This is a genomic window from Planococcus sp. SSTMD024 (genome assembly GCF_041320495.1).
GTDB lineage: Bacteria > Bacillota > Bacilli > Bacillales_A > Planococcaceae > Planococcus.
Genome location: NZ_JBGGNS010000018.1, coordinates 147576 through 165964, shown reverse-complemented (window position 1 = coordinate 165964; position 18389 = coordinate 147576). Strand labels below are relative to the sequence as shown.

Below are 18389 nucleotides of genomic sequence, written 5' to 3'. Positions count from 1 at the left end.
CTGGCCTTTTTGGTTATTGTTTTGCTTCGATGTCGACTTGCTGCCCGGTGAACGGGTGTTTAAAGGCGATGCGGAACGCATGAAGGAAGTATTCGCCGTCTTCGGTTGGCGGTCCTCCGTACAATTCATCGCCGATGATCGGGTGCTTGACGTGGGACAGGTGCGCCCGGATTTGATGCGTGCGCCCGGTCTCCAAAGTCAAATGGAGCAGGGAGCGGCCGTCAGCGCGGTTGATGACCTGGTAATGGGTGACAGCACTTTGCCCGCTCGGCGATACGCGGCGGCGCGTCGCATGGTGGCGGTCGCGGCCGAGTGGGAAGTCGAGCGTCCCGGATTGTCCGCGGACGAGGCCTTTGACGAGCGCTTCGTATTCACGCTGCACAAGCTTTTGTTCAACCATCCGGTCCATGACGTTTTTGGCGATCGGATGTTTGGCCAACAGCAATACGCCGGAAGTGCCTTGGTCAAGCCGGTGGATGTGTTCGATATACGAACCGCCGGATTGCTGGACATAAGCGATCAAGCCGTTGATGAATGTATCGTCCTGGTGGTTATCGTTCGGATGGGTGGCGAGCCCTTTTGGTTTATTGGCGATGATGAAATGCTCGTCTTCAAATAAAATCTCAGGTTTGATCGACGTGTTCGGGCGGTACGGCGACTCGGCTTGTGGAATGGTAACCGTCAGTTTTGTCCCTTTGTCGAGCGGTTCCTGCCAGCGCGGTTCCGTGCCATCGGCCAGGCGGATGCCTTTTGCCATGCGCAGTTCGTGCACGGTCTTTTTGCCGAGGCCCCATTCGTTTTTCAATAAGTCCGTGACGGTCATGTCTTGTTCCGGGATTTGGTAAGTCCAATTCATCTTGCAGTCCTCCATAAAAACGGGATCATGCGCGCGGCACATGATCCCGTTTCGGTTTATTTTTTTACGACTTCCTGGAAAAATTGTTCGATATTCTCTTTTGACTGTGCGCCTGTCCAGCGTGCGACTTCCTGTCCGTTTTCATAATGGACAAGTGTCGGTGTCGCTTCGAGTGCATAATCGGCCCAGCCTTGCTCATACTCAAGCAAATTGTATTGAAGCACTTCAACATCCATGTCCTCTGCGACCGGCATTAAGACCGGGGTTGTTTGCTGGCAGTATTGGCAAGTCGGGCTGAAGAAATAGACGGTGGTCGGATCGCCGCTTTGGATTTGTTCATTCACTTCATCCGGCAATGCGATGTTCTGATAGTTTTCGTCATCGAGCTGATCGATGGTGGCAGGATTCAAATCGTCCGTGCCGTAAGGGTTGTTTGCCAGTTTTTCGTCTTGCGACTGATTGGTCAAAAAGACAATCAAGGCAAAGATGGCAAGAACAACGCCTGCAATAATCAGCAGTTTTTTCATCTTATTGTTCCTCCTTCAATGATTTCCACAGATAAACACTCGTTCCTGCGATCAATACGAATGCGATGAGCGCGAGAAACGGGATGGTGATGAATCCGAGGTAATTGATATATTCCCCTGTACATGGGACTTGTCCGCATGACGGTGCGGAATCGGACAAAAACTTAAGTTTCTGTATACCGTAATGATACAGCGAAACGGAGCCGCCGACAACGGACAATACAAGTGAAGTCAATGCGATGCGCGGGTTTTTCTGAACATAGGCGACGCCAAGCACAAAGACGAGGGGATACATGAAGATACGCTGCACCCAGCACAGTTCACACGGAACATATCCGCGCACTTGTGAAAAATATAGCGAGCCAAGTGTCGCCACCAGGGACACTGCCCACATGAACAGCAAACTGTTTTCTTGACGCTTCGTCATCTTTTGATCCTCTTTTCCGGAAAGCTTTCCTTTTGAAGTATAATTCTTAAAACCATACAAGTAAAATAATATCAACAACCCGGCGTATGGGCTATAATTAACTTTGAAACTTTTGTGAAGGAGCGCGGTAACGTGGCAGAACAATTCGATTTATCCCACTTTGAAAAAAGCATGATCATCCGCGAGATGAGCTATGCTGATATACCTGCCATTCTGGAAATGCAGCAGCTTTGCTTTCCGGGCATGGAACCTTGGAAAGAAGAGCAGCTAAGAAGCCATTTAGGCGTTTTTGGGCAAGGACAGATCGTTGCAGAGTTAGATGGCAAAGTGATCGGTTCGTGTTCAAGCTTGTTAATTAATTTTGATGAATACGATGATCGCCATACATGGGACGATGTCACGGACGGCGGCTATATTACCAACCATAACCAAGACGGCTATAATATGTACGGCATCGAAGTGATGGTGCACCCTGAATACCGACGCATGCAAGTCGGGCAGCGTTTGTATGAAGCACGCAAAGAACTCGCGCGTGAACTGAACTTGAAATCGATCATCATCGGGGGACGCATCCCGAACTACCATAAGCACGCAGACGAAATGTCTCCGCGTGAATATGTCGATGCGGTATCGCGCCATAAAATCTATGACCCGGTTCTGACGTTCCAGTTGATGAACGGGTTCCAGCTCATGCGCATCAACCCCGGCTATTTAAAAGATGATAAAGCATCCGGGAAATACGCAACCTTGATGGAATGGAACAATGTCGACTATAAGCCGGTATCGAAGCGCCATTTCAAGACGAGTTTGCCGGTGCGCATCTGCGTCGTCCAATACTTGATGCGTGCCATCAATTCATTTGACGATTTGGCGAACCAAGTCGAGTACTTTGTCGACGTGGCATCGGATGCGCATTCGGATTTTGTCGTGTTCCCGGAAATTTTCACGACGCAATTGATGTCGTTCTTGAATGAACCGTCGCCGAGCCAAGCGGTTCGCAAACTGACGGAATTTACGCCTCAATATATCGAGCTGTTCACGGATCTTGCCGTGCGCTATAACGTCAACATCATCGGCGGTTCCCATTTCGTCAAGGAAGAAGATGACGAAATCTACAACATCGCCTATTTGTTCCGACGCGACGGCTCGATCGACAAGCAGTACAAGATTCACATCACGCCGAACGAACGCAAATGGTGGGGCATTTCTGCAGGCGACTCGGTGCGCGTATTCGATACGGACTGCGGAAAGATCGCCATCCAGATCTGCTACGATATCGAATTCCCTGAACTGGCCCGCATCGCAACCGATATGGGCGCCAACATCATCTTCTCGCCGTTCTGTACAGAAGACCGGCAAGGCTATTTGCGTGTACGCTATTGCGCACAGGCCCGCGCGGTCGAAAACCAGATCTACACAGTCATTTCCGGAACGGTCGGCAACTTGCCGCAAACGGAAAACATGGATATTCAATATGCCCAGTCCGGCATCTTTGCACCAAGCGATTTCGAATTCGCGCGCGACGGCATCGTCGGCGAAACCAATCCGAACCTGGAAATGGTGTTGATTGGGGATGTCGACCTTGAAATCCTCAGACGCCAGCGCCAAGACGGCACCGTGAAGCAATTGAAGGACCGCCGCCATGACGTCTACCGCGTCGAATACAAGAAAGATTAACTTCAACCGCTCCGAATTGGGGCGGTTTTTTTATGGGAAATTTGGTAAACTGATAAGTAATTGGAGGGATGAACCATGACATGGAAACAGCGAATGCAAAAATGGCTCGGTCACGAGGGGCTGGATGTGAAAACGAAACAGCAGCTGCAATTATTATCTGAAGACGAGCTGCTGGCAGAAGATGCGTTTTATCAGGACTTGGTGTTCGGAACTGGGGGGATGCGCGGTGAAATCGGGCCGGGCACAAACCGCATGAACGTCTATACAGTCAGAAAAGCGTCAAAAGGCATTGCCGATTACATTGAAAGCTTTGGCGATGAGGCGATGAACCGCGGCGTGGCGATTGCGTTCGACAGCCGCCGCATGTCGCCGGAGTTTGCCGAAGAAGCAGCGCGTACATTTGCAGCGGCCGGCATCCGTGCCTATGTGTATGAAGCTGCGCGCACAACGCCGCAATTATCATTCACGGTGCGTGAATTGAATGCGTTCATGGGCATTGTTATCACCGCGAGCCACAACCCGCCTGAATACAATGGCTACAAAGTTTACGGCGAAGACGGAGCGCAATTGGATTTGGAAGCGGCGGACCAGGTCATTGGATTTGTCAGCCGTGTAGAAGATGAACTAGCAATCGAAAATGAAGAGTATGATTCCTCCTTATTGGAAATTCTCGGCGAACAGCTCGACCGCGCCTATATCGACCAGGTGTTGACGGTTCAGGAAACGAACGTTGAGCCGATCAGCGTCGTCTTCACGCCGCTCCACGGAGCATCAGGCGCGACCGTGCGCCGGGTTTTTGACGAAGCGGGCTATAGCGGCGTCAGCTATGTCGAAGAACAAATGGCGCCGGACGGTGAATTCCCGACGGTGGAATCGCCAAACCCGGAAGAATCCTCCGCATTTGACCTCGCCCGGAAATACGGCGAAGAGCAGACCGCAGATTTATTGATTGCCATCGACCCGGACGGCGACCGTGTCGGGGCGGCAGTTTGGACCGGTACGCAGTACGAATTGTTGACCGGCAACCAAACCGGCGGCATCTTGCTGGAATATTTATTGAGCCAGAAAAAAGCCAAAGGCGAATTGCCGGAAGACGGGCGCATCTTCAAGACCATCGTCACTTCCGGATTCGGGGAAGCGGTCGCTAGAAGCTATGGAGTAGAGAGCGAAGATGTGTTGACAGGCTTTAAATTTATCGGTGAGAAGCTGCGGGAAAATGATGCGCAGCACAAATTCACTTTCCTGTTCGGCTACGAGGAAAGTTACGGCTATTTGATCCGTGATTTTGCCCGCGACAAAGACGCCGTTCAAGCGACATTGCTATTGGTCGAAGCGGCTGCCTTCTATAAGAAGCAAGGCAAAAACCTGTACGGTGTATTGAATGAATTGTATGAACGCCACGGCTTCTATCGCGAACTGCTCGTTTCCGTGACGAAAAAAGGAATCGAAGGGGCACGCGAAATCACGCGGCTGCTCGACGGCTTGCGTGCAATGCCGCCGCAATCCATTGCAGGCATCGCGGTCGTAAAAATCGAAGACTACAACAGCCGTACACGAACATTAGTCGATATGGGCACGAGCGAGGCAATCGTCTTGCCGCAGTCGAATGTCCTGAAATACTTCCTCTCGGATGGTTCTTGGGTCTGCGTACGCCCAAGCGGCACCGAGCCGAAAGTGAAATACTATTTCGGCGTCAAAGCAGCCACTCAGCAGGAAAGCGACGAAAAGCTCGAGTTATTGAAAGAATCGTTTCTCGACATCGTTGCGAACCGCTGAAAAAGACTTTAATACACTATAATCAAAAAAGTGCTCGCCTTTCACTAATTTAAAATCAATGGACTGGCTGAGTATTTGGAGAAGCGTTTGCTCGACTCCTGTGGGATTAGCGGGTTTGAGAGACCCCGCAGGGAGCGCAGCGAACGAGGAGGCTCGATTCCCGCCCCACGGAAAGCGAGCAATAAGCTTCGGAAAATACGACTTCTTACTTTTCTCGACAACCTGAAAAAGCTCCCCATAGAGGGAGCTTTTTCATTCGAAAGAATGAGGCAAGCGCCGGTTCTTATCGTTACAATAGCAACTAGGAGGGATCAGCCCCATGGTGCCTGAACAGCATTCGGACGTCATCTTATTGAAAGAAATCGCGGAGTTGTTGAACGAAGAAACGAATATGGAGCGCATGCTCGGCGGTGCGATCGACAAGCTGCTGCAAAACTCCAATTTTGAAACAGCATGGATCTTTTTCATTGATGAAAAAGGCAAGCACAGGCTTGTGGCACAAGCCAATTTGCCGGATGCGCTCGAGGAGCGGGACTGCCGCCATTTGACGAAAGGCGGATGCTGGTGCGTCAAGCGCTATCATGACGGCGATTTGGAAAAGGCGTCGAATATCATCGCCTGCCAGCGCATCGAAAATGCCAAGGCAGCACACGGGAAAATCGGCAATATTTCGCATCACGCGACCGTGCCGCTGCAATCCGGCAAGGAAAAATTCGGCTTGCTCAATATCGCTGCGGCCGATACGGTACGCTTTTCAAAAGACGAACTGGCGTTATTGGAATCGGTCGCTTTCCAGATCGGCTCCGCCATCAAACGCATCGTGCTGACCAAACAAGAACAAGAGCTGGCGCTTGTCAAAGAGCGCAATCGGCTCGCACGGGATTTGCACGATTCCGTCAATCAGCTCTTGTTCTCGGTCACGTTGACGGCGAGGGGCGGCATCGAAATGGCAGAAGACGAAGCGCAAAAAAGCACGTTCCGCGACATCCAGCATCTCAGCCAGGAAGCGCTCAACGAAATGAGGGCGCTCATTTGGCAATTGCGGCCGAAAGGACTGGAAAGCGGCTTGATCGATGCGATCAAAGCCTACGGGGAAATGCTCGGGCTGTCGATGGAAACGAAAGTGACCGGCGTGATCCAATTGCCGTCGCGCACGGAAGAAACTTTATTCCGCATCGCGCAGGAAGCACTCAATAATGTGCGCAAGCATGCGGGCACGAGCGCTGCCCAAATCTACGTGACGATCACACCGACAGATGTCTTATTGGTGATTAAAGACGAAGGGCTCGGCTTTTCCCCCGCACACGGCGCAATCCCGTCGATCGGCATACAGAGCATTCGCGACCGGGCGAAAGCAGAAGGCGGTACGGCGGACTGGTCAAGCGAATTAAGCAAAGGAACGGAAATCCTTGTCCGGATTCCGTATTAAAGGAGTGGCAAGATGAGAGTATTGATTGCGGATGATCATCACGTAGTACGCAGAGGGTTGCTGTTTTTTTTGAAAACCCAAAAAGACATTGAAGTAGTCGGGGAGGCTGCGAATGGCGTCGAAGCTGTCGAGATGGCAGGCGAGCTGCAGCCGGATATCGTCTTGATGGATCTGGTCATGCCGGAAATGGACGGCATCCAGGCCACCCGGAAAATCAAAGAGTCCTATCCGGATATCATCGTCTTGATGCTTACAAGCTTTTCCGACCGCGACCATATCCTTCCTGCGATCGAAGCGGGGGCTGCTGGCTATCAGCTGAAAGACATCGAGCCGGACGAATTGGTGGAATCGCTGCGCAGCTTGATGCGCGGGGAGAACACGCTGCACCCGAAAGCTTCGTCGGAACTAGCGAAAGCGCCGGAGGACCCGCCGCCGCACATCCTTCATCCGTTGACGCCGCGTGAAGCGGAAGTGCTCGCCGAACTGACCAAAGGGAAAAGCAACCGGGAAGTGGCGTCTGCTTTGTTCGTGACGGAGAAGACGGTGAAAACGCATATTTCCAATATCTTCATCAAACTTGAAGTTCAGGACCGGACGCAAGCGGCACTTTACGCCGTCAAGCACGGGTTGACGGAATACGCCAATTGAATGGAACTAGAAAAAGACTGCCGGAAGTAAATCCGGCAGTCTTTTCAGTTTGTCGAGAATTGAGTTTTGACTGTAGAAAAAAAGATTCCATTCTAATTCGTAATGGATTAATAGACTTCTTCGACACTCTGAAATCCGGCAGTCTTTTATCTTTTCTTAACAGGACGGCTGCGGTATTCTTTCGTGCGCTGTTTCCATACCGCGCGTTCTGCCTGTTGTTTGGCAGCATCGCTTTTCCGTTCGATATAGTCGAGCTCACGCAGCAATTTTAAATAGCTCAGATAGCGCTCTTCCGGCAATTCGCCGGAAGCAAGCGCAGATTGGATGCGGCAGCCGGGTTCTTGTTGGTGGCTGCAATCACGGAAACGGCATTCGGCAGCAAAGCTTGTGATGTCCTGAAAGCTAGACTCAAGGCCGTCGGCAGAATCGCCCAACTGGAATTCGCGCATACCCGGCGTATCGATCAATAACCCGCCGCCCGGCAGCAGTACGAGTTCGCGGTGGGTCGTCGTATGGCGGCCTTTGCTGTCGTCTTCCCGGATGTCCTGCACCGCCATTTTATCGCTTTGGGTCAAGGCGTTGATAAGCGAGGATTTTCCGACTCCGGACGAACCGAGCAACGCGCCGGTTTTGCCGTCCGTTAAATAGCGATTGAAGGCGTCCATGCCGGCACCGGTCAAGGCCGACACGGCAAATACATCGACGCCGAATGCGGTAGCGGCGACTTCTTTTAAGTAAACTGCAGGGTCTTCGCATTGGTCGCTTTTCGTCAGGACGACGACCGGCATAGCGCCTGAATCCCAAGCGGCGACCATATAGCGTTCAAGGCGCCGGACATTAAAATCGTGATTCAGCGACATGACCAGAAAGACGTAGTCGAGATTGACGGCGATCGTTTGCATCTCGGACGTTTCCCCGGCCGCTTTTCGGGTGAAGCGCGAACTTCTTGGCAGCAGCTGGTGGATGATGCCTTTGTCTTCTCCAGGCATTTGCTCTAGCGCCACCCAGTCTCCGACACTCGGAAATTCATCGCGGCTGTGGCTATGGCGGTAATTTCCTGAAAGCGTCGCCGGCCATTCACCGAAATCGGTCATGACGCGATAGCCGCTTTTATGCTCGAGAATGACGCGGCCCGGGATTTTCTGTTCAGGCAATGCTTGTGCGAATGATTCGTTCCATCCGTATTGTTCAATAATTGACAATGTAACTTCCTCCTAAAAAATGCATAATAAAAGACCATGGCTGCAATAACGCCTGCCATGGTCCCCGCGCATAGGAAAGAAGCGTATCGTCAGCGATACACAGAGGGAGACATCACAGCAAACATTATTAAGTTACGGGTTGCACGAACTGAAATTGTCACCATAATGCCTCACCTCTTTCCATTAGTTATGCTAATGATAATAGGAAATGAAGCAGAGGTCAATGGTTTTTTAAGAGTATTTCGACAATGGCATACTGCCGTTAGCATTTATCCCTACGCGTCTCCACTTCTTAAATAAAAGGCAAGGGTGAAATAGAACCGGCGTTTGCCCTAAATGGAATGGGGGAACAGGGGAACAAGTGAATGTTTTTTAGGGGGGAAGTTATGAAAAGGATTTTTTACGAATGGCGGGAAAAATTATGGGTGACGCCAGCTCTCTACAGCTTCCTTGCCGTGTTATTATCCATTGGATTTTTTTACGTGGATTTATTGGTGGTCCAGCAATACCGTCAATTCATCCCGGATATCTTGCTGACCAATGTAGAGTTGGCCCAAACGATTATGGGGGCGCTCGCCGGTGCGCTGTTGACCATGACGACGTTTACCTTTTCCACGATTCTCGTCGTGCTGACAATGTATTCTTCCCAGTTTTCCCCGAGGACATTGAAGAATTTTGTCCACGACCGCCTGACGTGGCGCGTGCTTGGTGTCTTTTTGGGCGGTTTCATCTATAACACGCTGTCGTTATTGTTTATGCGCGACGCCCTTTATACGCACGACGTCATCTCTACGTTTGCCGGGATCGTCATTGCGTTTCTTTGCCTGTCGACGTTTGCGTATTTCATTCATCACATTGCGACGAATGTGCAAGTGGAAAAGTTGATCGAGGAACTTGAAGAAGATACAGAGCGCATCATCGATACGTATAGTGAAAAACAGCAGCAGGAAATGGAGATTGAAACCCAGTGGAATCCGGATGGCTTTGCAGAAACCATTTTGGCCGAAAATGCCGGATACATCCAATTCCTGTATTTCGATAAATTGACGGAGTATGCAGTGGAGCACGACCTGGAAGTTGAAATCCTTCATGGCATCGGTTCGTATGTTCATGAAAATACGCCATTATGCCGCTTCTACCAACGACAGCAGGAAGATCTCGATCTTCGGCGCTTTATCACGATCGGCACGGAGCGGACAACTGATCAGGACCTTGATTTCGCCATTCAGAAAATGGTTGAAGTGGCGCTGCGGGCGATCTCCCCGGGTATCAACGACCCGAATACAGCGAATGGCATCATCATCCGGATCGGTCGGCTGCTCGGTAAATTGAGCCATCTGGAGACAGGTGCGATCACCATCAGAGACGAAAAACAAAGAGGCCGGGTACGCTATCCATTCTTCACATTCCCGCATTTTCTCTATTTGACATTCCATCAATTGATCCATTACGGAAAAGAAGATGTGTCGGTCGTGGCAGCGATCCTCGAATCCTTGACAAACGCGGCGCAATTATCAAGTCCGTTGCATCACGAAGCCATTTGGGAAACACAGCTGCACGTGCTTGAACATTTGGAGGGGGCGCCGTTCAAACGGCTCGACCGCCGCTACATCCAAGGGAAATTGGATGTGCTGGCAACAGCGGTGGACCGCCGTCCGGTCCTATTCAGCGATTACCAGCCGGACCAGGAAATATGATGGGCATCAGCATCTGACGGAAACGGGTGCTACTTGCAAAGGAGGGAATTATGCCAAACCAGTATTTCATCGAACAAGTCGTCAAGACCCGCTCAGGAACAAGGCACTAAAGTCGACGGCGTGCCCGATGAAAAGCCCGACGCCCAGTTCATCGATTTCCGCAATTCCTCGATGGATTTTCAAGTCGAAGCGCGGGTCTTGAATGTTAAAATGAAAGACCGCCTGGAAAGCCGGATCCGCCATGGCATTTCTGCCTTGTTTGTAGAACATGGCATTCGCCTCGCGTCTTTACCGGGCGAAAGAACGGAATAAAAAATCCATACAAAAACGCCTGATCTCAGAAGATCAGGCGTTTTTCTCTGCTATTGTGCTGGAATTCGAGTGAATTCGCCTCCCGCCGTTTCGACGCGGCGTGCCAAGGAACTGTGCATCTCAAAAATCCGGCCGCTGGAGAATTCGACCATGCCGCCGTCGCGGAAATAATAAGCGACCGACTCGATTGAACTGGTCCCATCTTGTTTTTGAAGGCGTTCTTCGACTCTTTCGAACTCTTCCCATGTATAGGTGGAGGAATTGAACGATAGGGGCGGATTGTACGTAAAGCTGTCGCTGGTCATGTAATAATAATCGCCAAGCGAAAAGGCGATCGATACAAGACCGGTCACAGCGACAGCGCCAGACAATAGCCAGGACTTCAACCGCTGTTCGATCAGTGCTGCGATGAATAATGCGGCCGCTAGCAATACAATGCCCACCCCGCCAAGCACAAGCGACCAGAACGACGTGCCGACGATTTCCGCCTCCGGTGTTATAGTGACGACTTTTGCGGGGTAGAACACAGCTGCTGGAACAAATAAAGCGGAAATGAGCAGAATAATACCGAAAGTGACCAGAACAATTTTTTTCTGATCGTAAAAATCAACCATCCTCTTCGTCCTCCTCGATTGAGTAGTCGGGCTCTATATGTACGAGAACGACGCAATTCGGTTTCACTTTTTGGATTTTTCTTTCAATTTCCTCGGTGATCCAATGGCTTTCAACCACATTCAAATAAGGCGCGACGCTAACGGTTAAGTCGATGAACATGACATTTCCGTGGGTGCGCCCTTTAAAATCGCGTAAATCCAATACGCCCGGCACGCGGCGGATCAAGACAGAAAGCGACTCGACAGCTTCTTCATCAAAGGCATCAGTTAAGGTCAAGACCGACTCGCGGAAAATATCCAATGCTGTTTTGATGATAATCAGCCCGACGAGAAAAGCGGTGATCGAATCGATCAGCGGTGCGCCGAGGATGGCTCCGGTGATGCCGATCCCAGCCCCAATGCTGACTAGCGCATCCGAACGGTTGTCGTAGGCAGCGGCCCGGACGGCTGAACTTTTAATTTCCCGGCTCAATTTCAAGTTATAGCGGTAAACGCCATACATGATGGCAGCCGAGAAAAACGCGACAACAGCGGTCAGTGGGGAAGGCGGTTCGAGTGCCGGGGTAAGCACCGTCTTCACTGAATTCAACAGCACTTGCAGGCCGATGACAGCCATAATGAACGAAGCCAATAGCGAAGCGATCGTCTCGGCTTTCAAATGCCCGTAATGATGGTTGTCATCAGGCGGCTTTTGGGAGATCCTCAGCCCGATCAGTACAGCAACGGAGGCGACGATGTCGGTGACATTGTTCAATCCGTCCGCCTTTAGTGCTTCGGAGCCGCCCCAAAATCCGACGCCGAGTTTAATGGCGCTTAAAAACAGATAAGCCCCGATGCTGAGCCAGGCGCCTTTTTCTCCTTTGCGGAGATTATCGTATAATTCCATTGCAATTCATCTCCAGCTTGGATTGTGGATAAACGGAAACGACCCTCCAAAGAGGGCCGTATCGCAAATACCATTATACAGGAAGATCTTCAGGAGGTGCTTTTTGAACTTCTAAATAAAGGATATGGTGGCCATCGACTTCCTGGATGCGGAATTCGTAGCCTTGTTCGATGATTTTCTGGCCCTCGACCGCATCGAAGTGCATGTCCATGAACCATCCTCCAATAGTGTCAATGTCTTCCTCATCGATATCAATCCCAAGAATGACGTTCACGGTATCGAGCAATAATTTGGCATTGAAAATATAATGGTCTTCACCGAGCATTTGGACGTCGGGAGCTTCATCAATATCGAATTCATCCTGGATATCGCCGACAATTTCCTCAAGTATGTCTTCAATCGTGACCAGCCCCGAAGTGCCGCCATATTCGTCGCGCAAAATGGCCATATGGATGCGTTCGCGCTGTATCTTCAATAACAACTCACTGACTGGCATCGTTTCGATGACCTGGATTACCGGTTGGATAAAGGCGGAAACAGGCAAGTTCCCGGTATCGGGATTTTTCACATAAGCGCTCAATAACTGCTTCATGTTGACGACCCCGAGGACATGGTCTTTATCCCCTTCCGTAATCGGATAGCGCGTGAATTGCTCGATTCCTTCCAATGCGAACACATCGCGCAAGCTCAAATCGTGGGCGATCGTGCTCATTTCCATGCGCGGCACCATGATCTCTTTGGCGATGCGTTCATCGAACTCGAAGATGCGATTGACGTAATCAAATTCCGATGCGTTGATTTCGCCGCTTTTCAGGCTTTCGGATAACAATAATTTCAATTCTTCTTCAGTATGGCCCATTTCGCTGCGCGATAATCTTTTGATGCCGAACAATGCGGAAATCAAACGGGCAATTGCGCTGAATAGGAAAATGAATGGAAACAAGAGCCAGTAAGCAATAACAAGTGGCCCGGCGAACGTCAGGATAACCCGCTCGGGGTTGTGAATGGCAAAGGTCTTCGGAAATAACTCGCCGAACACGACCAATAGCAAAGCTACGCCCAGAAAAGCTGCCAAAAAGCTTAGCCAACCGGCACTTGCTGCTGGTACACCGAGATTTTCGGCCAAGGGCTGCACCGCTTCTTGTACGAGCCCATGGCCCACCCAACCGAGCCCAAGAACGGTTAAGGCAATGCCGACTTGGCAGGCGAATAGATACATATCGGCATGCGCCGCAATTTTCGTGGCAGCTTGGGCTTGTTTGCTATTGGCGGCAATCGATTCATCGAGACGCGGGGTGCGGATATTAACAATCGCGTATTCGCATGCAGAAAAAAAGGCGGCAGAACCGATCAAAGCGGCAATCGCCGCAATTCGTATGGGAATGTCCAAATGACTCCTTTGCGCCGGCCCCATTAGGGAAGGACGCAAAGTTTGCACCTCCTGGAAATGAAAGATGAGAGAAACGGGGGCGATGCCGGATAATTATCTCAAAGAATATTCATGGAATGGATCTGTCCTTAAAACGACAGGCAGAGCTTTCTAGAAGTATACCACCAAAAAGACTAATTATTCAGTGAAAAAAATTTACGTGGATTTAATATTGAAACATATAAGCAAACCGTTATGATAGAAAAGAATCCAAAAGAGAAAGGGAGATGGATAGTGAAGCGAAAAGAACGCTGGATGGAAATCCTGAAAGCCTCAACCAAGCTGGGCTTGACCTCGTTTGGCGGGCCGGCTGCCCATATTGGTTATTTCAGGGATGAATATGTACATAGAAGAAAATGGTTGGACGATAAAGCATATGCAGACTTGGTGGCATTGTGCCAATTCTTGCCGGGGCCCGCTAGTTCGCAAGTCGGCATCTCGATCGGCATGCTGCGCGGGGGGATCATGGGCGGGTTTTTATCCTGGCTCGGATTTACTATGCCTTCTGTCGTCGCCTTGATGATTTTTGCCATGCTGATTACGAGCGGTTCGATCGACATTGCCTGGCTGCAAGGCTTGAAGATCGTTGCGGTCGCGGTCGTTGCTCATGCTTTGCTCGGCATGGGGAAATCGCTGACGCCGGATGTTCAGCGGCTGATGATCGCCTTCGGTGCGGCTATCGCCATTTTGCTGGTGCCGACTGCCTGGGCGCAAATCGTCGTCATTCTATTGGCCGGGGTCGTCGGCTTTTTAATGTACCGGAGAGACCAGGCGCCCGATGCCGTCAAGCTTGCCTTGACCTTCGGCAAAAAGACCGGGCTCGCTGCGTGGGGAATTTTTGGGGCATTGCTGATCGGCTTGCCCCTTGTCCGCCCGTTTATCGAATCGAGTGCATTTGCGATTTTTGATATTTTCTACCGTGTCGGGGCAATCGTCTTCGGCGGGGGGCATGTCGTCTTGCCGATGCTCGAACGTGAAGTCGTGCCTGAATGGATGACGGCAGATGCCTTCATCGCCGGATACGGGGCGGCGCAGGCTGTCCCTGGCCCATTGTTCACTTTGTCCGCTTACCTAGGGCAATTGATGAGTGGTGCGGGCGGCGTCTTGATCGCCGTTGTCGCGATGTTCTTGCCGTCGTTCCTATTGGTCATCGGGACATTGCCGTTTTGGAGCGTCATCCGCACGAAACCCGGCATCCAAGCGGCCCTAAAAGGCATCAACGCAGGCGTGGTCGGCATTTTGCTTGCGGCGCTGTATGATCCGGTTTTCACTTCTGCAATTCAGGGGCCAGTTGACTTCGCCATTGCGATTGCCGCCTTCGGAATGTTAGTCTATTTGAAACTGGCTCCGTGGAAAGTCGTCTTGATTACGGCGCTTCTCGGCGCGCTGGCTTATGCTCTATAGAAATGGAGAGATGAGATTTGGACACGGCAATGCAGAAAGACCGACAAGATCCGTTAGCGAAATTCAAAGAAGAGTTTTTTGTAGAACCGGGGACCATTTACATGGACGGGAATTCACTCGGCCTGATGTCAAAGCGTGCGGAAACAAAGCTGGTGGCGCTCATGGAAAGCTGGAAACAATTCGGCATCGAGGGCTGGACAGAAGGCGAACATCCGTGGTTTACGCTCGCTGAGACATTGAGCGAGAAAGCGGCGCCCTTGTTCGGTGCGAAAGCGCACGAAATGATGGTGACCGGCTCGATCACCTCGAATATCCACCAAATGCTGTCGACGGTCTATGCGCCGACAGATGAGCGTTTTGTCATTTTGGTCGACGAACTGAACTTCCCGTCAGACATCTATGCAGTGGAGAGCCATTTGCGCCTGCGCGGGCAAGATCCGTCAGTCGCGATGCGAAAAGTCACAAGCCGCGATGGCTACACACTCGAGCTGGAAGATATTTTAGCGGAGATGACGGACGATGTCGCAGTCTTGCTGCTGCCATCAGTCCTTTACCGAAGCGGCCAATTGCTGCCGCTCGGCGAGATTACGCAAGCTGCACACAAGCACGGCATCATCGCAGGATTCGATTTGGCCCACTCGGCAGGCGCCATGCCGCATAATTTGCATGCAGACGGCGTGGATTTCGCTGTCTGGTGCCATTATAAATACATGAATTCCGGTCCTGGAGGTACAGGCGGCTTGTATTTGCATGAGCGCCATCACGATTTGAACCCAGGAATCGCTGGCTGGTTCGGTTCGGACAAGGCGAAGCAATTCGATATGGACCATAGTTTCACCAAAGCGGAAGGGGCCGGAGCTTATCAGGTCGGCACGCCGAATATCTTCAGCATGGCGCCGCTGATCGGCAGCTTAGAGTTGTTCGAAGAAGCGGGGATTGAAGAAATCCGAAAAAAATCCTTGGAGTTGACGGCGATGCTGCGTGAAAGGCTTGCAGCTCTCGTGCCTTCTTTAATAGACGTCACGCCGAAAGCGGATAATCAGCGCGGCGGCCATATCGCGCTTGCGCACAAGGAAGCTGCGCGCATCTGCAAAGCCTTGAAAAAAGCGGGCATCGTCCCGGACTTCCGGGCGCCCGATATTATCCGCCTTGCGCCGGTCGCATTCTACACGAGCTTTGAAGATGTCGAAAAAGTGGCTCGTGCCTTACAGGAAATTATTGATAACGAACGCTATAAAGAATTCAGCAACGAACGAAATGTGGTGGCATAAATGGCAAAATCCATTATAGATATTTCGATGGCGCTGGACGGTTCCACTCCTGAATGGCCCGGGGATACGCCGTTTTCCTATCGCTTATCGGTCACGAAAAAAGAGAGCGGTTCGGTGAATATCGGTGAATTCAAGTCAAGCACGCATATCGGCACGCATATCGACGCGCCATTCCATTATGATGAAAATGGCTTGAAAACTGACGATTTGCCATTGGATGTATATTTGACGACAGCCCAAGTGATGGACGTGTCAGGCCGTGAATCCGTGCAACTCGATGATTTGGACGAACTTGCGGAAGGCGTCAACGCTGTGCTGTTGAAGACGGTTTCCTGGCCGGACCGCACGGCATTTCCTGGCACATGGCCGGTATTCGACCCGGCAATCGCCGAATGGATGAAAGACAAGGGCGTTCGCCTGCTCGGCGTCGATGTGCCATCCGTCGATCCAGAGACGAGCAAGGAACTGCCGATGCACCATGCAATGAATCGCAACGAGCGCTTTATCTTGGAAGGCATCGTGCTGGATGAGGTTGCCCCAGGTGTCTACAAACTCGCTGCATTGCCTTTGAAGATCCGGGGCGGGGAAGGAAGCCCTGTGCGTGCAGTGTTGTATAAAGAATAAAGAAAAGGCCGACAGTCTGAATTGACTGTCGGCCTTTTCTTTATATTTTTTCACTGTGCATATTGTGACCTGAGAACCGGCTCCATTTGCTTGATATTCATTGCAATGGCATCGCAGACTTCTTGGTATAAAGCCCATTTTTCGTCATTGTCCGTGCTGCGGATTTCGGGATTCGGAATATTCCAGCGAACCAGCTTTTGCATCGGCAAATCCCTTGGAATATCGTCTTGCTCGAATTCCCCATCGTGCAAGGCGATGATCAAATCCGCTTGTTTCACTTCTTCCGGATTGTATACACGCTGTTCGACTGGCGGAATTTCCAAAATGATTTCTTTTAGCACTTCGATCGGAATGTCGTTGAAAGATGGTTGGTGCCATGCCGCGCTTCTGATGTCCCAGTCCGGCAGCATTAAGCGGCTCGCCCAAATTTCAGCCATCAGCCCGCGATGTTGATGTGATGATAGAAAATATACAGTATGTCTCGGCATGGCTGACCCCTTCTTCCTTTCTTTATTTTCCAGCTGGTTTAATTAGTATTCTTTACCCATGTAGAGGAGAAGGCAAACAGATAAATATATGATATTCAATTAATTATGTCAAAAATATGTCATAAAAATAAACATCCCCCTCAGCGCGGGGGGATGCCCACAACCTAGGGGGGTCATTTCACCACAAGAACGGTGCAATTGGAATCTTTGATCAACTTGCTGCTCACTGAACCGACAAAAAACTTCTGCAATCCGGATTTTCCGCTATTGCCGACAATCAAAAGGTCGATGTTCTGCTCATCGATAAACCCAGTGATGGTCTTGATGACCGGGCCTTCCAGTGCCAGAACGGAAGCTTCGGCGTTTTTGGCGTCGAGCTGCTGTTGAATGGAGTTGTGCATATGCTTCGAGTATTCCGAAGCGCGGGCAGTATCGACTTCAGGCGGGGCCCGGTAGCCTTCATCGCCGATTTCCGGGGGCATGAACTGTGCATATGAACTGTCGACATTTGCAGAAGCGACCGGTGCGGAAGCATGCCCGACGTCCATATAGCCCGTTCGTTCCTGTGCTTCTTCGTTGACGTAGATGACCGTCAATTTAGAGCCTGGAAGAATCTTGGAAAGTTCTATGCCTTTCTCCAGTGCCAGCCTGCTGCCTTCCGATCCATCGTACGCGATTGCGATATTCTTATACATTTTTTTCACCGCCTCATTTTGCTGTTACTCTCTTGTTCCCCCAAATATTGGAGACGCAAACCTATGGAACACTACCGGCAGTGTCAGGACGGGCAATAGTACGACTTTTGGCTGAATTGTCATTTTAGTTCAAAATAGCTTGACAATTCAAAAAAACGAGTGGTACTCTTGGACTAACAAATATATGGAAAAGGAGGTTTGGGCAATGAAAAAAATTCAAAAGGCGTTAAAAACCAATTGCATAGCATTGCCAGGCTCTCCGATAATTTTTCATTGCTATTTACTTCGTAACTAGAAATATTCGGGTTGGGTCTGTGCATCCAGTCCTATTTTCAAGAGCGCATGCCTGAAAACAGGTGTGCGCTCTTTTTGTGTGGTTTAAACAGCTTTGCTGCTTAAATAAATAATCGAAACTAAGGGAGAGAAG

General features: G+C 50.7%; 18 protein-coding genes. 8 read left to right on the top strand and 10 right to left on the bottom strand.

The features are described from left to right. Nucleotides 1-13 precede the first annotated feature (13 nt). Genes AB9R92_RS03745 through AB9R92_RS03735 form a run of 3 tightly spaced genes read right to left on the bottom strand, consistent with a single transcriptional unit; the run spans nucleotide 14 to nucleotide 1810 of the window. Nucleotides 14-856 carry an RluA family pseudouridine synthase gene (locus AB9R92_RS03745; protein WP_370668172.1) on the bottom strand — a complete coding sequence of 281 codons (843 nt, stop codon included), beginning with the start codon at nucleotides 854-856 and terminating at the stop codon, nucleotides 14-16. Nucleotides 857-912: 56 nt separating this feature from the next. Beyond that, on the bottom strand, nucleotides 913-1383 hold the full coding sequence (locus AB9R92_RS03740) for a thioredoxin family protein (RefSeq protein WP_370668171.1): 471 nt from the start codon (nucleotides 1381-1383) through the stop codon (nucleotides 913-915). Between the two features lies 1 nt (nucleotide 1384). Further along, the gene (locus AB9R92_RS03735; RefSeq protein WP_370668170.1) at nucleotides 1385-1810 is read right to left on the bottom strand and encodes a disulfide oxidoreductase; all 426 of its coding nucleotides are present in this window, start codon (nucleotides 1808-1810) and stop codon (nucleotides 1385-1387) included. 132 nt (nucleotides 1811-1942) lie between these two features. Here AB9R92_RS03735 and AB9R92_RS03730 point away from each other — a divergent pair, with 132 nt between their 5' ends. The 4 genes from AB9R92_RS03730 to AB9R92_RS03715 all read left to right on the top strand — a co-directional run bounded on the left by AB9R92_RS03730 (nucleotide 1943) and on the right by AB9R92_RS03715 (nucleotide 7340). Then, nucleotides 1943-3487, top strand: a complete 1545-nt coding sequence (locus AB9R92_RS03730) for a GNAT family N-acetyltransferase (RefSeq protein WP_370668169.1) — start codon at nucleotides 1943-1945, stop codon at nucleotides 3485-3487. 75 nt (nucleotides 3488-3562) lie between these two features. Further along, on the top strand, nucleotides 3563-5263 hold the full coding sequence (locus tag AB9R92_RS03725; RefSeq protein WP_370668168.1) for a phospho-sugar mutase: 1701 nt from the start codon (nucleotides 3563-3565) through the stop codon (nucleotides 5261-5263). Between the two features lie 319 nt (nucleotides 5264-5582). Then, nucleotides 5583-6692: a GAF domain-containing sensor histidine kinase gene (locus AB9R92_RS03720; RefSeq protein ID WP_121301387.1), complete on the top strand. Its 1110-nt coding sequence runs from the start codon at nucleotides 5583-5585 to the stop codon at nucleotides 6690-6692. Nucleotides 6693-6704: 12 nt separating this feature from the next. Further along, nucleotides 6705-7340, top strand: a complete 636-nt coding sequence (locus AB9R92_RS03715) for a response regulator transcription factor (protein ID WP_370668167.1) — start codon at nucleotides 6705-6707, stop codon at nucleotides 7338-7340. 146 nt (nucleotides 7341-7486) lie between these two features. Here AB9R92_RS03715 and rsgA read toward each other — a convergent pair whose 3' ends face one another. Further along, nucleotides 7487-8542, bottom strand: coding sequence for a ribosome small subunit-dependent GTPase A (gene rsgA, locus AB9R92_RS03710; protein ID WP_370668166.1), 1056 nt, complete (start codon nucleotides 8540-8542; stop codon nucleotides 7487-7489). Between the two features lie 386 nt (nucleotides 8543-8928). Between rsgA and AB9R92_RS03705 the strand changes: the two genes are divergently transcribed. Then, nucleotides 8929-10239 (top strand): DUF2254 domain-containing protein, encoded by a 1311-nt coding sequence (locus AB9R92_RS03705; protein ID WP_370668165.1) that lies wholly within the window; start codon nucleotides 8929-8931, stop codon nucleotides 10237-10239. 81 nt (nucleotides 10240-10320) lie between these two features. Here the strand turns inward: AB9R92_RS03705 and AB9R92_RS03700 are convergent, their stop codons facing one another. From AB9R92_RS03700 to AB9R92_RS03685, 4 genes are all read right to left on the bottom strand, one after another. Then, nucleotides 10321-10509, bottom strand: coding sequence for a hypothetical protein (locus AB9R92_RS03700; protein WP_370668164.1), 189 nt, complete (start codon nucleotides 10507-10509; stop codon nucleotides 10321-10323). 92 nt (nucleotides 10510-10601) lie between these two features. Then, nucleotides 10602-11165, bottom strand: a complete 564-nt coding sequence (locus tag AB9R92_RS03695; protein WP_370668163.1) for a hypothetical protein — start codon at nucleotides 11163-11165, stop codon at nucleotides 10602-10604. Beyond that, nucleotides 11158-12051, bottom strand: a complete 894-nt coding sequence (locus AB9R92_RS03690; protein ID WP_370668162.1) for a cation diffusion facilitator family transporter — start codon at nucleotides 12049-12051, stop codon at nucleotides 11158-11160. The genes AB9R92_RS03695 and AB9R92_RS03690 overlap by 8 nt, the downstream gene beginning before the upstream one ends. Before the next feature lie 73 nt (nucleotides 12052-12124). Beyond that, the gene (locus tag AB9R92_RS03685; RefSeq protein ID WP_370668186.1) at nucleotides 12125-13465 is read right to left on the bottom strand and encodes a hemolysin family protein; all 1341 of its coding nucleotides are present in this window, start codon (nucleotides 13463-13465) and stop codon (nucleotides 12125-12127) included. Nucleotides 13466-13714: 249 nt separating this feature from the next. Between AB9R92_RS03685 and chrA the strand changes: the two genes are divergently transcribed. From chrA to AB9R92_RS03670, 3 genes are read left to right on the top strand one after another with little or no spacing between them, the layout of a single operon-like run. Then, nucleotides 13715-14884, top strand: a complete 1170-nt coding sequence (chrA, locus tag AB9R92_RS03680; protein ID WP_370668161.1) for a chromate efflux transporter — start codon at nucleotides 13715-13717, stop codon at nucleotides 14882-14884. Between the two features lie 29 nt (nucleotides 14885-14913). Next, the gene (kynU, locus tag AB9R92_RS03675) at nucleotides 14914-16155 is read left to right on the top strand and encodes a kynureninase (protein ID WP_370668185.1); all 1242 of its coding nucleotides are present in this window, start codon (nucleotides 14914-14916) and stop codon (nucleotides 16153-16155) included. Continuing rightward, nucleotides 16156-16779, top strand: a complete 624-nt coding sequence (locus tag AB9R92_RS03670; protein ID WP_370668160.1) for a cyclase family protein — start codon at nucleotides 16156-16158, stop codon at nucleotides 16777-16779. A 50-nt stretch (nucleotides 16780-16829) separates the two neighbouring features. Here the strand turns inward: AB9R92_RS03670 and AB9R92_RS03665 are convergent, their stop codons facing one another. Then, nucleotides 16830-17267, bottom strand: coding sequence for a low molecular weight phosphatase family protein (locus AB9R92_RS03665; protein WP_370668159.1), 438 nt, complete (start codon nucleotides 17265-17267; stop codon nucleotides 16830-16832). A 173-nt stretch (nucleotides 17268-17440) separates the two neighbouring features. Then, a complete protein-coding gene (locus AB9R92_RS03660) occupies nucleotides 17441-17962 on the bottom strand; it encodes a universal stress protein (RefSeq protein WP_370668158.1) in 522 nt (173 codons plus the stop codon). Nucleotides 17963-18389 lie beyond the last annotated feature (427 nt).